Raw genomic sequence first — 21627 nt, forward strand, 5'->3', positions numbered from 1 at the left:
ACATGTTAACTCAGGTAAAAACGTTAGTATTAGGTGGTTTAGTCTTAAGTGCCAGTACTGCAGTTTGGGCTGATGAAGCAGAAAAAGCGTTTAGTAAAGAAGCCATTGAATGTGCCGCTTACTATCAAATTAGCTCAGAAGCCATTGGCGCGATGAATGCACCGCAAATGCAGGCCGTGGGTGAGCGTTTAAAAAGTTCTAAAATTGAGTCTGAGAATTTAGCTAAGAAATACAGCTCTGAAGCTGAGGTCACTCAAGCGGTTGCCGATGCTAAAGCCCGTCAAATCGAAAGCTTAGGGGGGTCAAGCAACTTAGGTGCGTTAATGGGTAAATATAAAGAAGAATGTAAAAACCTGTTAGCCGATCCACAAAAGCGCTTAAATTATTGGACTATGGCGACTATGTAATCGTAGGTTTTAGTCAGGGTAATCGTTTACGGATTGTGAAGAGAAGGAGCCTGATGGCTCCTTTTTTACGTTAAAGTACAAGCACTAAGGAGCTGGTGGAGTCATTCATATTGAGTCGGTTTTCCCATAGATTTTAGCCTCGTTTGGTTTAGGGGCTTAGAACCAAGTTGCTTATTTTCGCTCGGCTGAAACTCAACCGCAGTTTTTAGGGTCCAAGTTACATGGCCAAGTATTTAAGCCTTCGGTTTAAATTCTCCTCAGTTTTAAATTCTTAGTTCCGTTACGATATTCAAAGATAATCAAATATGAGTACCAAATAGGAGCACTATGGTATTAACAATAATGGCAGCGACTGTTTTGAGTGCTGGAGTCTGTGGGTACCATTTAATCTATGGTAAGCGGGTTTTATTAGCACCACTCTTGAAGGCGAATGTGTCACAGCAAAGCAAGCAAATGCTACTGTGCTTATTTCACTGCCAATCGGTATTTTTTGTGGTTTCAACGGCTGCACTTTTAGCCTGTGCACTAAAGGTAATCCCTGGGATGTATGCCTTTAGCCTGTTGTTATTCCTCGGGATGAACTATGGGATCTTTGCGATTTGGCAGTTTTACATTGCCACTCTGAGTCCACCAAATAGTGGTCAGATGATCATAGTGCAAGCGCTGATTTTCTTACTCATTGGTATTTTGGCTATGTTAGGGCCACTCTTGTCTGCCGCGTAAATTGCTCATGAGAACTTGATAAATCATCGCGATTGAAGCGTAAGAGTTTGAAAAACAAACAGTGAATTATGGGGTTAATTGAATACCGTATTGGGCGGCGAGTTCAGCGAGTTTACCATTATTGATGAGCAGTTCAATCCAGTGTGAGAGCCTTTTGCTATCGAGCTGTGAACTGGGGTTGAGTAAAATGCCATTGGCGTATTTTTGGTCCCATTCATCTGATATTAAAAGTAATTTTCTCTCTTCTGGATGAACCTTTAAATAATACTGTAAGTAAGAGTTAGTCACGGGCGCTAGGTCGGCGCGTTCACGTAGAATACTTTCGATAGAGGCGTTATTGTGACTGACGAACAAGGGACGAAATTGCTTTGCCAGCGTATTCGCATCGGTTTCAAAGTGGGCAAACTGGTAGTGATATCCTTTGATGAACGCAATTGACTTGTTGGTTAAGTTTTTGAAATAGCTTTGGTTATGAGCTTTAGTTTTAAGTGCAATAAAGACTTCACCATCTATCATATGTAGCGGAATAAACTGAGTCGCTATTTTTTGCCATCCCCAAGCGGGATTCTCAAAGAGCATCATGTCGAATCGACCTAAGGAATGGGCTTTATATCTGTGCTCAATACTGGTGACGGCAAATTTAAAGACCACTTCTTGTTGTACTTGATTTAATGCATTAATGATATCGAGTGTGAGACCTGTGTAACGGCTGTCTTGTTGTTGATGGACATAGGGAGCAAATTGATAACCACCGACATGAATTGTCGGAATTGACTCGGGAATCGCTGGCGACTGAACTTTATCTTGGGCGATAGCCGTGGTAAATGCGCTAATGCTTAAGGCTAAACAAAAGAGTAGACGACACAACTGGCTCAATATCATAGTCACCCCTTGTTATTTTTAGCATGAATGATTTTTTACAAGTATACACAATTTAATTTGTTCAATGCTGTCGATAAAGTGCGAATTTTAAATCTGTCATAGTAAGCTAGCGCAAACAGGATGAGGGAGATTTCACATTGAGCAAGATAAAATCTCAAGTGTGTGGTTGGGTTGAACAGGGACATATCACGCAAGAGCAGGCGAATAAGCTTTATCGACAGGTGACTGTCTTGCCGGATGGGTCGAGTTGGCGTCGCTTAATTGCTCATTTATTACTCTGGTTCGGTGCGTTAAGTTTTGCCTGTGGGGTGATTTTTTTCTTTGCCTATAATTGGCAATCTTTGGGGCGATTTGCCAAATTTGGACTGATTGAAGTGGCGATAATACTCGCTATCAGCGCATTTGCTTGGCTCTATTATCGTGCCAATATTTATTCCCCTGTTAGTTCTTATCGTAAAGACAGCACTTTTGGTGCGACGACCGCCAATGGCGTGCTACTGGCCGCAAGTGTGTTAGTTGGTGGCTTATTAGCGTTAGTTGGGCAAACCTATCAAACGGGCGCCGATCCTTGGCAGTTATTTGCGCTATGGGCATTCGTTATCTTACCCTTTGCTTGGGTGGCGGGATTTGATGGTTTGTGGCTGTTGCTGGTGGGATTGCTAAACCTCAGCATAGGGATATTTCTGGATTCCTTTTCCCATTTCTGGGGATTATTTTGGGGCGCTCAAGGACAATTGCTGATCTTTATCTGTTTGAATTTAATTATCTATTATGCTTTCGTACTTTTAGACAACAAAGTCGCGGGGCGCTGGCATGCGCCAATCCTTGAATATGTTTGTTCATTGTTTGCTATGGGCTGTTTTACTTGGTTAATCACTTGGCTTATTTTCGACGATTTCCTTGAACGTGACAGCTTCAGCACTGGGATTTTCTGTGGTTATTTTGCCCATCTTATATTCGGATTCGTTATTTTTCGTTATAGATTACCACGCATATATCCCTTGGCCTTGGGCGGTTTTAGCTTGATTGCCGTAGGCGCCGCGTTACTGATAAAGCTGATGTTTGAGGATAATGACCCCATAGGTGGATTTTTGTTTATTGGGCTTTATATCATTTTGGCAAGCACAGGTTTGAGTATTTGGTTGAGGGAGCTAAGCCGGAAACTTAAACCACAGTTTGTAGGAATCGCCAGCCAAGGGAGCGTGAGCGTGGGAGATGTTCATGAGCAACAATAATGGTTTACAGGATAGCGAAATGATCACTCGACCCTGCACTGATAGACTTAATTCAATCGACGCTTCGAGTGAATTAAGTCTAATCAAACTCTGGCAAGCTTTGTATGCCGAAGGCAATGTTAGTGCAGCTCAAATGTCAGAAGACCATGATATCCCTTGGTATATTGCCACTATGCAGGCGTTTGCTGCTTGGATAGCTGCGTTGTTTTTATTGAGCTTTATGATGGCAGCGTTTGGTGCCATTTTTGAGCATGTTGAAGAAGATGTCATTTTATTTATCGGCTTAACCTATTTAGCCTTGGGGATTGGGCTGTATTTTTTACCGCGGCAACAGATTTTTATTGAACAATTTGCTTTTGCCGCCTGTTTGAGTGGTTTGATCAGTGTGGCATGGGGATTATTTGATTTAATTAACAATGATTTTAGCCTCACATGGTATCTCTGTATGGCGGGTATTACATTGTTATTGTGGGGCTTGATTGCCCATGGGCTAGCCCAGTTTGTATTCGCTTTTTGCTTAAGTTGGTGCGTGATTGGCCTGATGGCAAAATTTGAACTGCTCAATTTTAGCCCGAGCCTTTTTGCCGTAGTCATTAGTCTAGTGTTATTAAATATCAATCAGTTCGGGCGTCATTATCGCAGGGCTCGGATGCTCATCTATGGCTTCGCACTCGCCTTGCTTTCGTTGCAGTTGATGCACGCTTTTAGTATGGACAGTATTTTTGAAGCCTTATTTAGCCCTTGGCAGCAAAGCCTGTGGCTGACACTGACTCATCTGTTGATTATTTTCGCTATTTGCGGATTTTTATTGGTGACAATCTTGCGCGAGCGCCAGCAATCACTAAGCTCACCAGCGGCGCTGGGGTGTGTTATCGGTTTAGTCATCGTTAGCGGTTTATCCTTACCTATGCAGGGTTTATCAACGGCTATTCTATTGATCTTGCTTGGTCATTATTGCAACGAGTCTTGGTTGAAAGGTATGGGAATGGTGTCGGCGCTGTTATTTGTCAGCGGGTATTATTATTCCCTAGAGACGACTCTGTTACTTAAATCTGGTTATTTGATGGGCTTAGGCGCCTTGCTGTTAGTGGCAAGGTTAGTGATGTGGCGGTTATTTCCTGCTAATGAAAATGCCAAGGAGACTATGTGATGGGAAAACTGTCGGCTTCACATAAATGGGCGCTTGGGCTCGTATTATTCACAACAGTGACGATTCTCGCTGGCGTGAATTGGCGAATTTTCAAATTCGAACAACTGCTTAATCACGGCCAAGTGGTGCGTTTTGCATTAGCACCGGTCGATCCGCGCTCATTAATGCAGGGTGATTACATGGCGCTTGAATATGCCATTGCGCGCGATGTGCGTAGTGCCTTAGCGCCGCAACAAATGCAGGGCCAGTTATTGCTGGCTGTCGATGGGCAAAAAGTGGCGCGTTTTGTGGACTTTTATACCGACCAAGCACTCGGTAAAGATCAACTACGAGTGCAGTTTCGTGTCCGTGGTAATCAAATTAAGCTCGCATCGAACAGCTTTTTCTTTGAAGAAGGACAAGCCGATCATTTTAGTGCAGCTAAATACGGTGAGTTTAGAGTGAATTTGCAAGGTGAGTTACTGCTCGTCAGTTTACTCGATGAAAAGCTTCAGCCCTTATAACCCTGTGTCAGGATTGTCATCCATTGGTTCTGCTTACTTGATTAACCTCGATTTATCTCTAGCCGCACTGTGTAGTGCGGCCTGCATCTTCCGTACTGCTTTCTTCCTAGTTCTGATCGCTAAATCGCGCGAATAATATCCACCTTAAGTTGCAACTTTGATGCAACCAATTTGTAACCTTGACCGCCTATAGTATCGTCAGTCTTCGAGGTGATATCACCTTGAAGCATCTAAGCGCATCAATTAAATACCAAATATTAAAACAATACATTTAGGGGTCTCAATGTTTAACACTAAAACTGTGCTGGCGTTAGCCATCAGCAGCGTTTGTGGGCTTGCCCATGGCGCGGATAATTTGATCATTTCTGAATACGTCGAAGGCAGCAGCAATAATAAAGCTATCGAACTGTATAACCCAACCGCGGGCGCTATTGATTTAAGCCAATACCAATTGCGCTTCTATTTTAATGGCAGCACAAACGTCGGCACGACCATTGCGCTCACTGGATCATTAGCGGCGGGGGCGACTTATGTGGTTGCCGATAATGACTCTTCTGCCGATATCCTTGCGGTCACAAATCAACAGAGTAACGCCAGCTTCTTTAACGGCGACGATGCGATTGAACTGACCTATCAAAATCAAGTCATTGATAGTTTAGGTCAAGTCGGTGTCGATCCCGGTGCCGAGTGGGGCAGTGGTGATCTCTCCACTCAAGATAATACCCTGCGCCGTAATCCTGATCTGCTGATTGCCGATCCTATCAGTACTGATGCAGTAAGCTTTAGCACTTGGCTAGGTTTTGCTAAGGATGATGTTTCTGATCTTGGTAAGTTCAGTGCGGGTACGCCAACCGATCCCGTCGACCCTCCACCAAGCTCTTTAGTGTGCGGCGAAGAAGCCACAGCAATTCATGCGCTTCAAGGCGCGGGCGCTGCCAGCCCTCTCAATGGTCAAACTTTAGTGGTTGAGGCGGTTGTCGTCAGTAATCAAGAAGCTGGTCTTAAGGGCATTTTCGTGCAAATGGCTGATAATGAAGCCGATAGTGATCCCCAAACCTCGGAAGGGGTGTTTGTGTATACCGGCACTGCGCCCACAGCTTATGTGGCAGGCGATCGTATTCGTTTAAAAGCCAAAGTCACTGAATATCAAGGCTTAACTGAACTAACGACTTTATCAGAACACAAGTTGTGTGCTACAGGACAAACGTTACCAACGGCCGCGCTAGTGGCCTTACCAGTTAACAGCAGTGATGATTTTGAGCCCTTTGAGGGCATGCGTGTTCGTTTTAGCCAAGATTTAGTGGTGAATGAAGTCTATAACCTCGGTCGTTATGGCGAGATTTCATTAGGCAGTCAGCGCCACTTTATTGGTACGCAGGTGGCTGCACCGGGCGCGGATGCGCTGGCGGTGAGTGCAGCCAACCAACGTGACAGTATTTTATTGGATGACGGTTTAACGGCGCAGAATCCTGATCCTGTGCAATTCCCCGCTCCTGGTTTGAGCGCATCAAACACAGTGCGTGTAGGCGATAAAGCCACATCGCTTACGGGTGTAATGCACTATGGCTTTAATCTGTATCGCATTATGCCAATCGAAACGGTGAACTTTGTGGCGGAAAACCCACGCCCTGTTGCGCCCACATTGAATGATGGCGGTAATCTAAAAGTCGCTAGCTTTAACGTGCTTAACTACTTCAATGGTGATGGCCAAGGTGCAGGTTTCCCAACCGCCCGTGGTGCCAATACGTTGAGCGAATTTGAGCGTCAAAAAGCGAAGATTGTCAGCGCCATGGTGGGCATTAGTGCCGACGTATTCGGTTTGATGGAAATTGAAAATGATGGCTTTGGCGCTAATTCAGCCATTGCCGATTTAGTCGCAGGTTTGAATGCCGCAGTGGGTGAAGCGCGGTACGTTTATATCGCGCCAACAGGCATGAATGTGATTGGCACCGATGCCATCACAGTTGGCTTGATTTATCGCAGCGATAAAGTCACGCCGCAGGGCGCTGCACGTATTCTATCTAGTGCGAATTCGCCATTAGATAGCGATCAACAGCCCCTGTTTGACGATAGCAAAAACCGTCCAATGCTGACGCAAGCCTTTAGCGTGAACGGCAGTGAAGAAGGCGTGGTTGTTGCGGTTAATCACTTTAAATCTAAAGGCAGTGAATGTGCAGGCGAACCTGATCTTAACGACGGTCAAGGCAACTGTAATATCACTCGTACCCGTGCGGCGACGGCTGCAGGTCAATGGATCAGCGAGCAATATCCAGATCAAGGCGTACTGCTGATTGGTGATTTGAACGCCTATGCGAAGGAAGATCCATTAACTGCTTTAGGTAATGCAGGCTTTAGTGAGCTGTTTGCCAAACTTGAAAAGCCAAATCCTTATTCCTATGTGTTCTCGGCTGAATCGGGTCAGTTGGACCATGCTTTAGCAAACGCTGCCCTGGTGGATAAAGTGGTGGATGTGACGCAGTGGCATATCAATACCGACGAACCGCGCGTATTGGATTACAACGAAGAGTTTAAGACGCCTACTCAAATCCAAGACTTATTTGCCACTGATGCGTATCGCTCATCGGATCACGATCCTGTGGTGATTTCACTCTTGCTCGACGCGGAAAAAGTCGCGCCAGTGGCCAGTTTCACCCAAGTGGTGAATGGTGCTGCGGTGCAGCTGACATCCACTTCAACCGACAGCGACGGACAAATCGTGTCAGCAGAGTGGAGCTTTGGTGATAATACCGTCGCAATGGGTGAGGTAGTGACTCACAGTTATAGCCAAAGCGGCGAGTATCTGGTCACGCTAACTGTGACTGATAACGACGGCCTAACCCATAGCACGTCGCAAATGGTGACAGTGGTTGCTGATAACGTGAAACAACCACCCGTTGCGCAAATTCAGCGTATTAATTTATGGTTAGTCGATATGTTTATCTCGACTAGCTATGATACCGATGGCGTAATCAAGCAACATAAATGGACGTTCGACAATGGCACCCGCGCTAACGGTCAAGTGGTATTGCGCCTTGCCCGCCGTGGACAACACACAGTTGAACTGACCGTTAAAGATAACGACAAGTTAACGGATACCACAACGCTGACTTACCGTTAAGCCAGTCCTTTTATTCCGTTGATTTTAAGTGACGCCAAGCTCGCAGCCGCGGGCTTTTCTTTTTGCCCAAAAGCAAAATAAAGTTGTTGTCAGTTGTGACGCATCAATTGTCATTGTTTCCCCAGTGACTCGTCACCTCTTTATTTAACAAGAAGCCTCCCTGAGGGCTCTAATAAAATATCCCTGTTTTAGAAGGTTACAGGTGCAACAATGACAATTTTAACTAACCCTTTCGCTGTTTGTTTAGCTAAAAAGCTAATGCACAAAGCAAGATAACTTTGTCGTCAGTTGTGCTGTATTCATTGTCATTGTTTCCCCTGTGACTCGTCTATTTCTTTCAAAATAAGCCTCCCTGAGGGCTCAGCTAAAACATCCTGTTTTAGAAGGTCACTGGTGCAACAATACCAATCTTAACTAACCCTCTAGCTGCTCGTTTAGCTAAAAGATATTGCCCTAAAGCAAGATAACTTTGTTGTCAGTTGTGCAGCATGAATTGTCATTGCTTCCCCAGTGACTCGCCGTAAATATATCCCTATAGGCTCGACGGCAGCATCCATGCCGCCAACGGTCACTGGTACAACAATGCCAACTTAACTGACACTTCTGCTGTTTGTTTAGCTAAAAAGCTATTGCCCCATTCCAATTAAGCAATGACTTAATATGTACGACTTGGTGCTTTTAGATTGACCAAATTTTAGTAATGAGACAATGTAGTCATCAGGAACTGTTCGCCTCCATTTACAAACTTACTTCGGTGGATCATTTTTCGATGCAAATCGTGAATCAGTTTTTGGTGCAAATTAAGAAAAGCGTTAGGAACTATTGAAGAAATGTTCTCTGAATCGCAGAAAATTGAAACATACAAAGCTATGGGGCAAATCGCTATGGTCTGCGGTGGCAGTGAGTATAAGTGTGCATGGGCTATGAGCTTGCTTGAACAAGGTGTAGATACGCCATATATTGCTATTTTAGCTACACTCATAAAGCCTATAAATGAATTCGAAGCCGATGATTACTTCAATAGAGTTTTATCAGAACTAGATATTGAACGACCAAACGATGAAGAAGCAATTGAAGGTTATGCCAAAGTTTTAATGAAAGAGGTGGTTGACGGATCTTTAACCCCAGAAGTTGGTGTTTCAATGATATATAATGCAAACGTAAAACTTGACTATCCTAGTTCATTTGGCGATTTTACAGTTCTCGAGGACGAATGGTACTGTGAATACATTAATGGATGGTCAAAAGAGCAAAGAAAAACCAAAATTATCAATGCATGTAAGAATACTTATGAGGTTCTTAATTATCCAAATGTTTTCAAAGTCTAACAAATAAGGTTAGGCTGCGCGAAGCGGCGACCTTATCCCAAATATTGAACAAGTTGTTCCACCGTCATTTATCCTTTTGCCCCAAAGTTTGCTAGCACTCGTTTAGTGAATCGAAAATTGACGAACTACTTGCCCTACAAATCCTTATCTATTAGTTCTGCTTTTTAACCCGACTTTTAGCTCTTCATCATGACTGATCAAAATTGAAATGCTATACAGTTGTGTTCATAAATGCCTAGTATTGAGTGCTTTTACTTAAATTACATGCGCGTTATCCCAATACTGTAAAGATAAAACTATTAAAAATTAAATTCTTAAGTTTTATGTCGGTTAGATAATAGATTTAGAAAATGCGCATGCGCGTTTTTCCGGATGGTGTATTTGATAAAAAGCTGATAAGTTCTTTGCACACTGATAGTTAACTGTGCATGCGCACTATACATACGCTAAGTGTCAAAGGATAGGCTGGCACATCATGGAGGAATTATGTCCCACAAAATATCGAATGTAGTAATAAAAAACTTCAAATCTGTCATTGATGCAGAGTTTAAACTGTCAAGTTTTACTCCTTTAGTTGGTTATAATAATGCAGGTAAATCGAATTGCTTGTCTGCTATTCAATGGTTACTTAAAAAATCTAGTTTACCAGAAAAAGACTTTTTCGATGCTACTCAGCCAATTGAAGTAATCGCAACTATAGAAGGTGTTACTCAAGCTCTTCTCGATTCAATGCCACCAAGGCAAAAAAGCTCTATCGGAAAATATATTCAAAATGAAACGTTAAAAATACGACGATTTCAAGCAATTCCTAGTGAAAAAACAGCAGATATTAAAATTTCAGTATGGGATGAAGTAGAAGCTGAGTGGGCTGTAAACCCAACAGGTCTTGATAATGCTATTAGTGTACTACTTCCTGAGCCTATCAGAATTGGTGCTATGGAAAATGCAGCTGAAGATGCTTCAAAAGCCAAAACCTCCACAACAATTGGGAAGTTACTCGCAGAATTTCTGACTCCAGTAAAAGCGGCGCATGAAACAGAGTTAAACCTTCACCTCAATGAGGTAGGAAGACGAATTTCATCTGACGGAGATATGCGATTTGGGGAACTTTCAACAATCGATCAAAACGTTAACTCTAAAGTAAATGACTTGTTTCCAGGCATGAGTGTAAAACTTCACTTTGACACGCCTTCAATAGATGATTTGATCAAAGCAGGTACAATAAAAGTTTTTGAAGGAACTGGAAATGGTAGAGACTTTTCTTCGTATGGTCATGGTGCTCAACGTTCTATCCAGATGGCTTTAGTTCAATATTTAGCGGAAATTAAAAGAGTTAACAACAATTCAAGCTCAACTACATTATTGTTAATCGATGAGCCTGAATTATATTTACATCCTTTTGCTATTGAGCAAATCAGAGAGGCTTTAGTAGCATTATCAGAAAATGGATATCAAGTACTAATTACTACTCACTCAGCTCAAATGATTACTCCAGAATTAGCTGAAAAAACATTATTAATTAGAAAAAATGATTCTCATGGCACTCATTCAAGACTTAGATTGACAGATGCTATTCAAAGAGTTGTGCCTAATTCTATGCATCAGATGGAGCAGTTGTTTAATTTATCACACTCTAATCAAGTTTTATTTGCTGAAAATGTCATCTTAACTGAGGGGAAAACGGAGTTACGTTTACTTCCTTTTTTATTCAAATCAGTTGCTAATTTAACTATGGGACAGGAAAAACATGCTCTTGTCGCGCAAAGTGGTGTTAACGATACAAAAAATCATTAGAAATACTTGGTGCAATGGATTTACCCTCAAAAGCAATATGTGATCTAGATTATTGTTTTACGGGTGCAGTAAGGGATAACTTTATTTTATCTACTGATCAAGATTTAGTTGCGTTGAAGGCTATGCTTCCTAATTTAGTTCAATCCCATGGTGTGATGTTAAATGGGAATGGTTTACCTAAAAACACCAATGCAATAAGTGCGGCGAAAGCTTTTGAAGCTTTAGCTAGTCAGCAAGCCGCAATTCCATTAATAAATTCTTTACATAATAAAATGAAAGCACAAAGCATTTGGGTTTGGAAAAAAGGTGCTATTGAGGCTCATATTGGAACAACAAGTAAAGATGAAAGCGCTTGGGCGCAATTTAAAAATAATGTATCAATTCATGGGTTAGCCCAAGCATGCAATGATCACCAAAGTATAATAGATCTTGTTGAATGGCTACGTAATTGACACTTAATCGGGTAGCCGGAGGTATCTAACCTCCAGCCCCCAAACCACCCTGTATTCGGCTCTGCACACGACTAAATGGATTTAGGAAGTAGGGCGAAGCTGGATGCCAAAGTCGAGGGCGGTTCATTTAGAACGTCTAACCTAGGCTTTCTGGTTAGCTTCTTGTTTCGAGAGTGAACTGCAATCCATCCATCTCTCAGTGAACATAAACCCGCTTTCTTAACTCTTACTTGAAGCTTTGCATTAATAATTATAATGTGAAGCATGAGCTTTAATGCTTAAGCTCTAAATCATTTCTGTCCCAAAGTGTACTACCTATGCCTTTAAAACCTACAGATTACGCGAATGCTCGAAAGGTGTGCCATGGTGATTGGCGAGACGACCGTCCGCCCCATGGACGGGGCGGTCGAGCATCCAAGGACGGACTTGCAGCGAGTCGACGAGCGAATGCCATGGCAAGCCTGTGCGAGTGGATACCCGTAAACGCTAAACTTCTAACAACTGAAATTACTGCTCCCCAAACACTACTTTCCAACATATTTCTGTCCAAAAGCGTGCGGCGTATCGCTTTAAATATACAAGTTATGCTAGTGCGCAAAAGGCGTGCCATGGTGACTCGCGTGACGACTATCCGCCCTACGGAAGGGCATTCTAGGATGGACTGGAACAACATCCATGCTTAACTGCCAGTTCGCCCTCCATGGCTCTCGTTCATAAACTTAGAATCCCTAGGCTTCTATTCACCCTGTCGACGAGCAAATACGATGGCAAGCTTATATGAGTAGGTCAAACCAATAAGCGCTCCACGGTTTAAAATGGATGGCCTAATTTATTGCCCATCATTTTATCTGTCATTTTAATTAGTTTTTATTGGCAATATATATCTATTAAAGCTATATCATTTAGTTTTTCACTTAGTCGCTTGAGACACTAAAAAATGAATTCTGAAGTTTTGAAGTATGTAAACGAGCATCAGCTTTCGTCTGTAATGAATAAAACAAAGTGGTGCGAGCTTGAAAAGGCATTAAATGGATCTGAAGACTTTATTCCCTATGTGCGATACAAATTGATTTATGATGAAAATCCAAATGCAGGTTTTACTGCTGTGTGGTGGCATGAGTTACTTGAAATAGCAGAAACCATTGAGTGGTTAGAAGTTGATCCATTCAAAAGAGAATGGCTAGGCCGATTAGTGGCGGATCGAGTGACGGACTTTTCTGATGTTGTAAGCGCACAATTAGCCCAATATTCAATTCCTTATTCGATAGAAAATGGCATGTTTCGGATTTGGGGTTATCTGAGGAGGGATGAATCTCCAGAATTTATCTAACTGAAGAGTTATATCTCTGTAAGTCACTTATTTTCAAGCTAAAACCACTCAAAACTGAGACCTCAATACTGATTATTGAGATTGGGCATAGAGACAAAAGACAGTAAAAAAGTGCTTTATTTTTCAATAAAGCACTCATTTTAAGCGAGTCAAGCACTCGTTAACCTATTGATCATATTACCGATCAAAGTAGCGGTCAAAGTACTATATAGAGTGGCCAGCCGAGAAGGCCGACGAGACCTTCTTTATGTTCGAATCTTTCTAAGCGTTCAGGTGAAGCGTCGCTGAGTAAGAGTTCGCGGTAGCTTTTCGCAAAGTGCAGGGTACGCAGTAGGGCGGGGACAAAGTTTTTACCGAGATCTTTACTGATTGTTTCAGCGAGTTCTGCGGGTAATTCTGCTAACGCTTTCTGGGTTTCCAATTCGATATGCTCACGGGTAAACCATTCCTCTTTTAAGGTGATTTTGCCGATACGCTTTTTCAAATCCTGTCTGACTTTGGCGCCATCAAACAACAATCGATACAGTACTGCTTCGGCTAATACACTCTCTAAATTGAGAAAATCTAGCGGATCATAGCTCGATTGCGCGTAAAACTGTGCCAATAAGGCCGCAATTGACTGTTGGCGTTGGTGTTCAAGCAGGGCATCTTGATAGGCTTCATAGCCTAACCATTCTTCCGCATCTGGCGGGCTAGACACTTGTTCAAGCAAGAACTTGTCGACATCGCCGTACAGTGACTTGCCGTTGACGAGTTTGTGCTTGCTGACAGTGCTGAGCATGCTCCAGCCTTTTTGAAAGCATTTGACTACGCCATCGGCGGTGATCAACAGGCGTATTGCCTGCTGCGGATTCTGGTTTGATAACTCCATCAAACCAAGGCTGACCACACCAATGACATCGTGTGCCGCTTGTTCAAGCAGGTGCATTTTGTACTTGTTGTAAAACTTATCGGCCAGTTTGAGGCTCATCAAAATGGCTTTGGATTTGATTTGTGACAGCTGTTCACCGCTCAGCGTTTCGTCTGCTTGGCCTTGGATCAATACCTTGCTTAGGTAGGGTCCTTGATCTACATCACGCAGTACCAGTTGCATCAAATAATTCCTTAATCCAAAAAGCTAAACATATCATCGACTTCAGCGTATTCATCCGTCACTTGGTTTTTCTCTTTGGCTTGAATAACCAGCTCGTTGACAAACTTGCTGATGATCATTTCCCAACCTGAGCTTTCGTTACGCAGCAGACTCTTAATGGCTTTTTCAACATCGGGCGCGAGCTCGTGGATCAAGGCCATTAGGCTGCGTGGGTCGTCTATGCTGAGGCTGTGTGCATCTTCACTGGCGACGCGGCTGTCGTAGCCGATGGTCTCAGTGTCTTCTTCGTCATCGTAGAGATCGGTGTAGCCGTCTTCATCTTCATGTTTTTCGCCTAACATCATTTCGATGAAAGGGATCGACAGGTAGAAGAGGCCCGCAGGATCTTCGGCGATACATTCTAAAATCGCAGTTTGTTTTTCTTCGCTATCTTGGATGCGAATTAAATAGGTCAAAAAATCAAAGGTATGCTGAATAAGTTCTTCGGCATTGTTTTTGATTTTTTCTTCCCAGTACAAAGGTTGCTGACAGACGATGTCGCGAATTTGTTCTGGGGTCATGAGTTCAGACATGATCGAAGGACAAGAGATATCATGGTGACTGTTGATTTGGGTCAGCGTGACGATATCCATGTGTTCGATAACTTCGACTAATTGCTCGTCGCTCATAGTATTTGCAATGATTTCAAAGCGTTTGCTCGCTTGTTTTGGCTCTACGTCCGCCAACTCTTTAATTTCAGCGACGGTAATCTCAATGAGACTAGTGTTCATTAGCGGTCCTCATCATCGTAGTGATCGTAGTAGCCATCTTCCTCTTCGCCTTCATCATCATCGTCGTCGTTATCTGAGGTACCAACATAATCGTTGTCATCATCTTCATCGTCGTGATGTTTTGCTGCTGGCGTTGCTTTACCTTGAGTTTCAAGTAAATACAGCACGGCGCAGCTTTCAATCAGTAAGGTTTCCGAGTAACCACGCACGGCTAACACTAAAGGTAAATCAGCATTGTTAAAGCCAATCGTGACTTTAAACTCATCCCACTCGGGTTGAGTAGCCGTGTTTATCCAATGTGCCCACTTGAGTTTGGCTTCGGCGGGAAACTTAATTCGACCGTAAAGCGCGACAGGCAGGTACTCAGGCACAGTATCGAGCATCTTAGGATCGGCTTCTAACACCTTTTTGATTTGGCTAGTAAATTGCTCTAGCGCTTTAGGTGTATCGGGATCGTCGTAGGACTCGATATTGTCGTAGGCATTATTTTTTAGCTCATTAATGCGTGAGATATTCAGTTTTTTGACCATTTGACACTACTCTAGAAAACGCTCAAGGATAAAATTGATCCCACAGTTCGCGCATGGCGCTAGCGGGATCGGTCACTATGACGTTATTGAAATCTTTGATAAACGCATTACGTCGCTTAGGATCGGACAACACATCATAAGCATTTTTAACGCGTTCAAGTTGTACGGCGGCTTGCTGCTTTTCCTCTTCCGAGGCGCCTAACAACTTGTCGGGATGATATTTGTTTGACAGCCGTCGATAGGCTTTTTTAATGTCGTCTTCTTTGGCACTGGGTTTTATACCAAGCACACTAAAGTGGTTAATCATACTTGTACCTGCAGGCGATGGGGCTGATATCGCGAGATAAAAAGGGTTTGACTCTGATTATCTTTAAATTCGTGGAATTATGATTAGTCAGCCGTGGATGATAGCAGAAATCCCCACTCAGCGGCAAACGCGCGAGCAGGAATTTGTGCTTTAGTGAAGGGTTAAAAATCCTTTAAACTTTAATCTGTTGTGGCGCATGGATTAAGTCTACCGCTATGCTGTTGAAATCCGGTTACCTCGCCAGATTGACAGCTAACTTAACCTTGTTTTAGGCGAGATAATGGCCCTCGATTAAGGGCAATATTTTAGCGCCGAACAGTGCCGAATCCTCGCTAAACTCACTCACACAGAGCTAACCCACACTCGCCTCGGCCACGTTAGGCTGAGCTAACGCCGTAACCGCTAAGTCAGACTAGACACTAAACGCAGGTTCATTCCAAGGGTGAGCATTTGTTTTTGTTCTCGCTGTAAATCTTTCATAAACAAGCTGATTTTCCGCTTATGGCTTGGTAGTACTAGCATGAGTCCATCGGGGATCACTTTAATATGATCTAAGGTCAGCGTCTTAGCGATACGGCCAAGATTGAGCAAGACAGCGAGCCTAAGCAGGCTGAGTAGGCGATTGAGCGTGAGCTTATGGTTGGGATCGAGTTCAGCGAGCATTAATTCGTTAGGCTTTTTTCTGTGGTTGGTGATAAGTCGTGCTAAATCCAGCTGCAAGGCTTCGCTAAACCCAGGTAAGTCACTGTTACTGATAATGTAACCGCCGTGTTTGTGCAGGGATTTTGAATTAATGTGTAATCCGATTTCATGTAAAGTCGCGCTATAGGCGAGCAAGCGCGCATGGGGCCTTAATTGCCATTCGTCGGCGACCTGTTCAAACAAGGCCATAGCAGTGTCGCGTACCTTAGCCGCGTGGGCCATATCGATATGATAAAGCTGGGCAATACTGTCGACGGTGCGGTGGCGAATATCCTGATACTGGCCAATCTTTGCCAGTTCGTAGAGTACGCCTTCACGCAGTGCGCCTGGGCTAAACTCAAGTTTTTGAATCGGTAAGCGCCTAAAAAAGCTGATCAAAATGGCAAGTCCGGCGGGCACTAAGGGAATGCGTTTATCATCGACGTTGGCAAATTGGATTTGGCTAATATGGCCACATTTGATCAACTTGATTTTGAGCTGTTTGAGTCGTGGCAGCGTGATGGTTTCATCGCCGTGCTCTTCTTGAATTGCTTCGCAGATGGCTTTCACTGTACCTGAACTACCCAAGGTGAGTTCCCAGCCGCCCGTGAAATATTCCTTTGAGAGCGACGCGAACTGCTTATCAGCCGCACTTTGGGCATCGCGAAATGAGGCTGGGGTGATGAGCCCATCAATAAAGAAACGCTCATTGAAACTCACACAACCGCAGCGCAGGCTAGATAACTGAGTTGGGGTATTTTTCTGGCCGATCACCACTTCGGTAGAACCGCCACCGATATCGATGACTAAATTACTTTTCCCTAGCACTTGGCTTTGGGCAATACCGTTATAAATCAAACGCGCTTCTTCATGGCCCGAAATGACCTCCACCGGATAGGGCATGATGGCGAGTGCAGCCTCGATAAACTGATCGCGGTTTTTGGCAATTCTCAGAGTGTGGGTGGCGACTAATCGCACTTGCGCTTGGTCGAGATTGGAAAATCGTTGGTTAAAATCCCGTAGGCAATTGAGCCCACGTTCTATGGCGTCATTGTCGAGAATATTTTGCGCATTGAGTCCAGTGGCGAGCTGAACCTGTTGTTTTTCTTTATGTAAAATCTGCAAACTGCCATCTTGCTCGCGGGCGATGACCAGATGAAAACTGTTCGACCCCATATCGATGGCGACAAAGTGACGCGATTTAGAGTTTGCGAGTACATTGCTGGGCGTAACGTGTGACTGTGTGTGCGAATATGTGGTTACCAATCGGATTATCCTTAGGCAATCAAAGCGATATAAAGCCAGCGGTTAGCTGGCTTTGGCCCGTAACTCTGGTGTTATGTCAGGCTGAGTTTTCACTTCTCGCTCAGCGTCACCCTCATGGGTGGACATACGTAAGGCATTAAATTCTTGCAGTTGGCGCTTCTCATAATTAATCAGATATTGATAAATGGCAATTTGAGAACGCACTTTTCGTTTGTTTCCGCGATTCCGATAAGGATTACTTTGTTCCTTGTTGATTACACGTGCTTTAGTGTTGTCATTGAATTGTAAGGATAAAATATCCATTATCATCTGTTTTAGGCGCAGATCATAAATCGGCACACTCACTTCAACGCGATTATCTATGTTGCGGCTCATCCAGTCGGCGGAGCAGATAAAGAGTTTGTTCTCACCACCCGCGTGGAACAGCATCACTCGTGAGTGTTCGAGGAATCGGTCGACGATACTATAGACTTCGATATTGTCGCTGATCCCCGGAATTTGCGGGATAAGCGAACACATGCCGCGAATAAGTAACTTGATTTTGACCCCAGCCGCCGAGGCTTCATAGAGCTTTTGTACTAAGGATTCATCGAGTAAGTTATTTAGTTTTAAGGTAATTGCCGCCTTCATATGGCTCTGGGCATTAACGATTTCATTATCAATTAAGTGACTCAGTTTTTGTCTGGCATCGTAGGGCGACACAATTAAATGCTGGAAATTATCGCGGCGATACGGATGTTCAATCAAGTCAAATACTTGCTCCACTTCTCGGGCAATTTCTTGATTGGCGGTGAACAGCGACAAGTCAGTGTAGACCCGCGCCGTGCCTTCGTTAAAGTTGCCTGAGCCGACGTGACAATAGAGTTTGATTTCCCCTTGTTCTTCGCGGCCAATCAAGCACAACTTGGAATGCACTTTTAAGCTGGTGATACCGTGGTGAACTTTGACGCCCGCTTCGGCCAAGATGCGGGTCCATTCGATGTTGGATTGCTCATCGAATCTGGCTCTGAGTTCAATGACGGCGGTGACTTGTTTGCCGTTCTTCACTGCATCGATAAGCGATTGCATTACATGGGATTTTTTCGCCACTCGATATAAATTAATTCGAATAAAGCGCACCGCCGGATCGTAGGCCGCTTGGCGTACCATTTCGGTAAAGTGGGAAAACTTATGGTACGGATAATTGAGCATGATATCGCCCATCCGAATCGCATCGAAACTGTTGGCGCTGCGGCCAAAACCTGCACTATTGAGCGCTGGTAGTTTTTCGTTTTCGAGGTAGTCGCGGCTCGGGTTGGGGAAGGCGATAAAGTCTTTAAAGCTGTGGTAACGCCCGCCTGGGATCAAACATTCGGTCGAGCTGATGTTCAGGTTTTCTTTGAGCATCACCAACATGTGTTCAGGCATTTCTTTGTCATATACTAAGCGTACAGGCTCGGCGGTAAGACGTTTTTTCAATCCCTTGGTCATTTTCTCAAGCTGGGTTTGTTCAAGCTCGTCAGTAATATCAAAATCGGCATCGCGGGTTAACTTCATCGAATACACTTCGATAGCATCGTACTCGAAGAAGGGACCAAAGAGTTCATCGACGCAGTGGCGAATAATATTATCTAATAAAATCAGATATTTTTTCGCTTTACTCTTTTCGGCTGGGAGTTCGATAAACCGCGGTACATTTTTAGTCGGCACTTCGACTAAGGCGTATTGGCGGCGAGCTTTAGTGAACAAACACACACACAAATAGGTGGCGTCGTCATTGATTTGCTTGATCAGATCGCGATTATTATTGACCATAAGCGGCGCGATATGGCGTTTGAAATGATCTCTAAAATGCTTTTTCAGCCAGTCGCTGTGGAACTCGCTTAATTGTTTCTCATTGATTAACAAAATATTACGACGTACAAGTTCGCGCATTAAATCCGTGTATATGCCATCGAACCTTTCTTGCAATGCCATCACTTTCGATTGGATCTTGGCCATTAAATGGCGGCTATTACTGCGACCTTCCTGCAGGGATGACAGCAAAATGGAGCGTCTGACCGCAGCCACACGCACCCTAAAAAACTCATCCATGTTATTGGAAAATATCCCTAAAAAGCGCACTCGCTCCACTAAGGGAACATTGTGATCGCAGGCTTCTTGCAATACCCGCTCATTAAAAGACAACCAAGAGAGTTCTTTATCAATCGAAAGTTTATCGGTATTCGGGGACACTGCACAGCTCCTTTAAGCAAGCGTCATGGCGCAATATACAATAGCATTCATCCGCCGTTGTGCAATCAGATTTACTGCCGACAAGTGAAGGAGTTTCAATGATAAATATTGCGTACACGCCAAAATCAGTCTGGGATTTATCTGGGATAAAGATACGAGGGAAATATGTCAACTTGATGACGAGTGTGACAGAAATATGACCTTATGATGATCATCTTGGATTGAGCTCAAACTCAGTTCGCGTTACTGCGATTTAAGTCTTGAGAAACTGTGCAAGCGCGGCTTACTGGGGATAAATCCGTCAGTGTTAACTCCTTGGGCATTATCGCAAACTATGTTATCTTGCTCGGCTTTTTTATCGCGGGAGTAAAAGGTATGTTTGTTGGATTTGATTATGGTAGTGCTAACTGCGCCGTAGGGATCATGCTGGATGATGGTGTGCAGTTATTGGCGTTATCAGAGCAATCAGCTTATTTGCCTTCGACCTTATACGCGATGGACAGGGAACTGATCGCCGAGGCGGTTTACCGTGGTCTTCCTATTGAGTTAAAAGCCGATTACGCCAAAAAGCGCGCCGCGCAATTGAGTCGTGCCCGTATGGTGCGCCATGAGTTAGATCTCGATGCCGATGTTCAGGCTGTATTTGTTGGCGAGCAGGCGGTGAGCGCGTATTTAGAAATGCCGGAGGAGGGATTCTATGTCCGTTCGCCAAAATCCTTTTTAGGCGCGACAGGGCTTAGACCCGAACAAGTGGCCCTGTTTGAAGATATTGTTACCTTGATGATGCAGCACATTAAAGTGCGCGCCGAATCTGTGTTAGTTGAAAAAGACCTTGTGAAACAGGGTAGCACTGCGATGATCACCCATGCGATTATTGGTCGTCCGGTGAACTTTCAAGGCATAGGCGGTGAAGAGAGTAACCGTCAGGCCGAAGCCATTTTGACCTTAGCGGCAAAACGTGCGGGTTTTATTGACGTTGATTTTCTGTTCGAGCCGTTAGCGGCGGGGATGGATTATGAAGCGACCTTGACCGACAACAAAACGGTATTGGTCGTCGACGTAGGCGGCGGTACAACGGACTGCTCTGTGGTAAAAATGGGACCCGCCCATAAACAAAAAGCGGATCGCAGTGAAGATTTCCTCGGTCACAGCGGCCAGCGGATCGGCGGTAATGATCTCGATATCGCCCTTGCAATGAATGCCTTTATGCCGCACTTTGGTTTAGGTTCCTTGATGATCAATGGCAAACCTATGCCCAGTAAAACCTTTTGGAATGCGGTTGCAGTGAATGATATTAGCGCCCAGCGAGAATTCAGTACCTTAAGTAGCCGTAAATTGATTGATGAATTGGTTAAAGAAGCCGAGCAGCCACAGTTACTGAAGCGATTGTTAAAGGTGCAACAGCAGCAGTTAAGCTATCAACTGGTTCGCCAAGCCGAGCGTGCGAAAATTACGCTGTCAGATACCGATAATACTGATGTTAATCTGGATTTTATCGAAGCGGCGCTGCACGCGGGTGTGAGTCGTGACTTGTTTGAAAATGCCATTGAGCCGTCGCTGACGAAAGTGGAAGCCCTGATGCACCAAGCGCTCACGCAAGCTGCAAAAACTTTGGCTGCAACAAATGTCGCGGTAAACCGCTCATCAACAGAGGATTTATCCGCTGAAGCAGAGTGTAAACCCGATGTGATTTACGTGACGGGTGGTACGGCACGAAGCCCTGCGATTTATGCGAAAATCGCTGGTATTTATCCCGATATTCCGGTCGTGGTCGGCGATCACTTTGGCTCTGTGACAGCCGGATTAACCCGCTGGGCACAAAAGCTATTCGCTACGCATTAATA

18 protein-coding genes are annotated in these 21627 nt (G+C 44.1%); 11 read left to right on the top strand and 7 right to left on the bottom strand.

The window, feature by feature from the left end; translation table 11 throughout:
- The first annotated feature begins 2 nt into the window (after positions 1-2).
- Both L5M71_RS03565 and L5M71_RS03570 read left to right on the top strand, forming a co-directional pair.
- Positions 3-407, top strand: coding sequence for a hypothetical protein (locus L5M71_RS03565; RefSeq protein WP_105252762.1), 405 nt, complete (start codon positions 3-5; stop codon positions 405-407).
- 327 nt (positions 408-734) lie between these two features.
- Positions 735-1130 (top strand): hypothetical protein, encoded by a 396-nt coding sequence (locus L5M71_RS03570; RefSeq protein ID WP_105252761.1) that lies wholly within the window; start codon positions 735-737, stop codon positions 1128-1130.
- Positions 1131-1196: 66 nt separating this feature from the next.
- On the opposite strand, the gene L5M71_RS03575 is transcribed toward L5M71_RS03570, so the two are convergent.
- Positions 1197-2012 (bottom strand): substrate-binding periplasmic protein, encoded by an 816-nt coding sequence (locus L5M71_RS03575; RefSeq protein WP_263179631.1) that lies wholly within the window; start codon positions 2010-2012, stop codon positions 1197-1199.
- Positions 2013-2149: 137 nt separating this feature from the next.
- Between L5M71_RS03575 and L5M71_RS03580 the strand changes: the two genes are divergently transcribed.
- The 8 genes from L5M71_RS03580 (at position 2150) to L5M71_RS03615 (ending at position 12922) form a co-directional block, all read left to right on the top strand.
- Positions 2150-3247, top strand: coding sequence for a DUF2157 domain-containing protein (locus L5M71_RS03580; RefSeq protein WP_263179630.1), 1098 nt, complete (start codon positions 2150-2152; stop codon positions 3245-3247).
- A 19-nt stretch (positions 3248-3266) separates the two neighbouring features.
- A complete protein-coding gene (locus L5M71_RS03585; RefSeq protein WP_411568978.1) occupies positions 3267-4397 on the top strand; it encodes a DUF4401 domain-containing protein in 1131 nt (376 codons plus the stop codon).
- On the top strand, positions 4397-4900 hold the full coding sequence (locus tag L5M71_RS03590) for a GDYXXLXY domain-containing protein (protein WP_263179628.1): 504 nt from the start codon (positions 4397-4399) through the stop codon (positions 4898-4900). The genes L5M71_RS03585 and L5M71_RS03590 overlap by 1 nt, the downstream gene beginning before the upstream one ends.
- A gap of 283 nt (positions 4901-5183) precedes the next feature.
- The gene (locus tag L5M71_RS03595; protein WP_263179627.1) at positions 5184-8018 is read left to right on the top strand and encodes an ExeM/NucH family extracellular endonuclease; all 2835 of its coding nucleotides are present in this window, start codon (positions 5184-5186) and stop codon (positions 8016-8018) included.
- An 830-nt stretch (positions 8019-8848) separates the two neighbouring features.
- Entirely contained in the window at positions 8849-9346 is a 498-nt protein-coding gene (locus L5M71_RS03600) for a hypothetical protein (RefSeq protein WP_263166492.1), read from the top strand.
- A 486-nt stretch (positions 9347-9832) separates the two neighbouring features.
- Entirely contained in the window at positions 9833-11140 is a 1308-nt protein-coding gene (locus tag L5M71_RS03605) for an ATP-dependent nuclease (protein ID WP_263205483.1), read from the top strand.
- A 14-nt stretch (positions 11141-11154) separates the two neighbouring features.
- Positions 11155-11592 (top strand): hypothetical protein, encoded by a 438-nt coding sequence (locus tag L5M71_RS03610; RefSeq protein WP_263205481.1) that lies wholly within the window; start codon positions 11155-11157, stop codon positions 11590-11592.
- 937 nt (positions 11593-12529) lie between these two features.
- The gene (locus L5M71_RS03615) at positions 12530-12922 is read left to right on the top strand and encodes a DUF6678 family protein (RefSeq protein ID WP_028760278.1); all 393 of its coding nucleotides are present in this window, start codon (positions 12530-12532) and stop codon (positions 12920-12922) included.
- A gap of 196 nt (positions 12923-13118) precedes the next feature.
- Here the strand turns inward: L5M71_RS03615 and atcC are convergent, their stop codons facing one another.
- The 6 genes from atcC to ppk1 form a co-directional block, all read right to left on the bottom strand.
- Positions 13119-14015, bottom strand: coding sequence for a cold adaptation protein AtcC (gene atcC, locus L5M71_RS03620; RefSeq protein ID WP_006081327.1), 897 nt, complete (start codon positions 14013-14015; stop codon positions 13119-13121).
- Between the two features lie 11 nt (positions 14016-14026).
- Complete coding sequence (gene atcB, locus L5M71_RS03625; protein WP_006086363.1) at positions 14027-14785, bottom strand: cold adaptation protein AtcB; 759 nt, start codon at positions 14783-14785, stop codon at positions 14027-14029.
- The gene (atcA, locus tag L5M71_RS03630; protein WP_263205477.1) at positions 14785-15315 is read right to left on the bottom strand and encodes a cold adaptation protein AtcA; all 531 of its coding nucleotides are present in this window, start codon (positions 15313-15315) and stop codon (positions 14785-14787) included. Before atcA ends, atcB begins: the two co-directional genes overlap by 1 nt.
- A gap of 22 nt (positions 15316-15337) precedes the next feature.
- Positions 15338-15622, bottom strand: coding sequence for a J domain-containing protein (locus L5M71_RS03635; RefSeq protein ID WP_006081330.1), 285 nt, complete (start codon positions 15620-15622; stop codon positions 15338-15340).
- Between the two features lie 402 nt (positions 15623-16024).
- The gene (gene ppx, locus L5M71_RS03640; RefSeq protein WP_263205475.1) at positions 16025-17569 is read right to left on the bottom strand and encodes an exopolyphosphatase; all 1545 of its coding nucleotides are present in this window, start codon (positions 17567-17569) and stop codon (positions 16025-16027) included.
- A 42-nt stretch (positions 17570-17611) separates the two neighbouring features.
- Entirely contained in the window at positions 17612-19783 is a 2172-nt protein-coding gene (gene ppk1, locus L5M71_RS03645; protein ID WP_028760273.1) for a polyphosphate kinase 1, read from the bottom strand.
- Between the two features lie 375 nt (positions 19784-20158).
- Between ppk1 and yegD the strand changes: the two genes are divergently transcribed.
- Positions 20159-21625 (top strand): molecular chaperone, encoded by a 1467-nt coding sequence (gene yegD, locus L5M71_RS03650; RefSeq protein WP_263205698.1) that lies wholly within the window; start codon positions 20159-20161, stop codon positions 21623-21625.
- The last annotated feature ends 2 nt before the right edge of the window (positions 21626-21627 follow it).

This window comes from Shewanella sp. SW1 (genome assembly GCF_025653545.1).
GTDB lineage: Bacteria > Pseudomonadota > Gammaproteobacteria > Enterobacterales > Shewanellaceae > Shewanella > Shewanella oncorhynchi.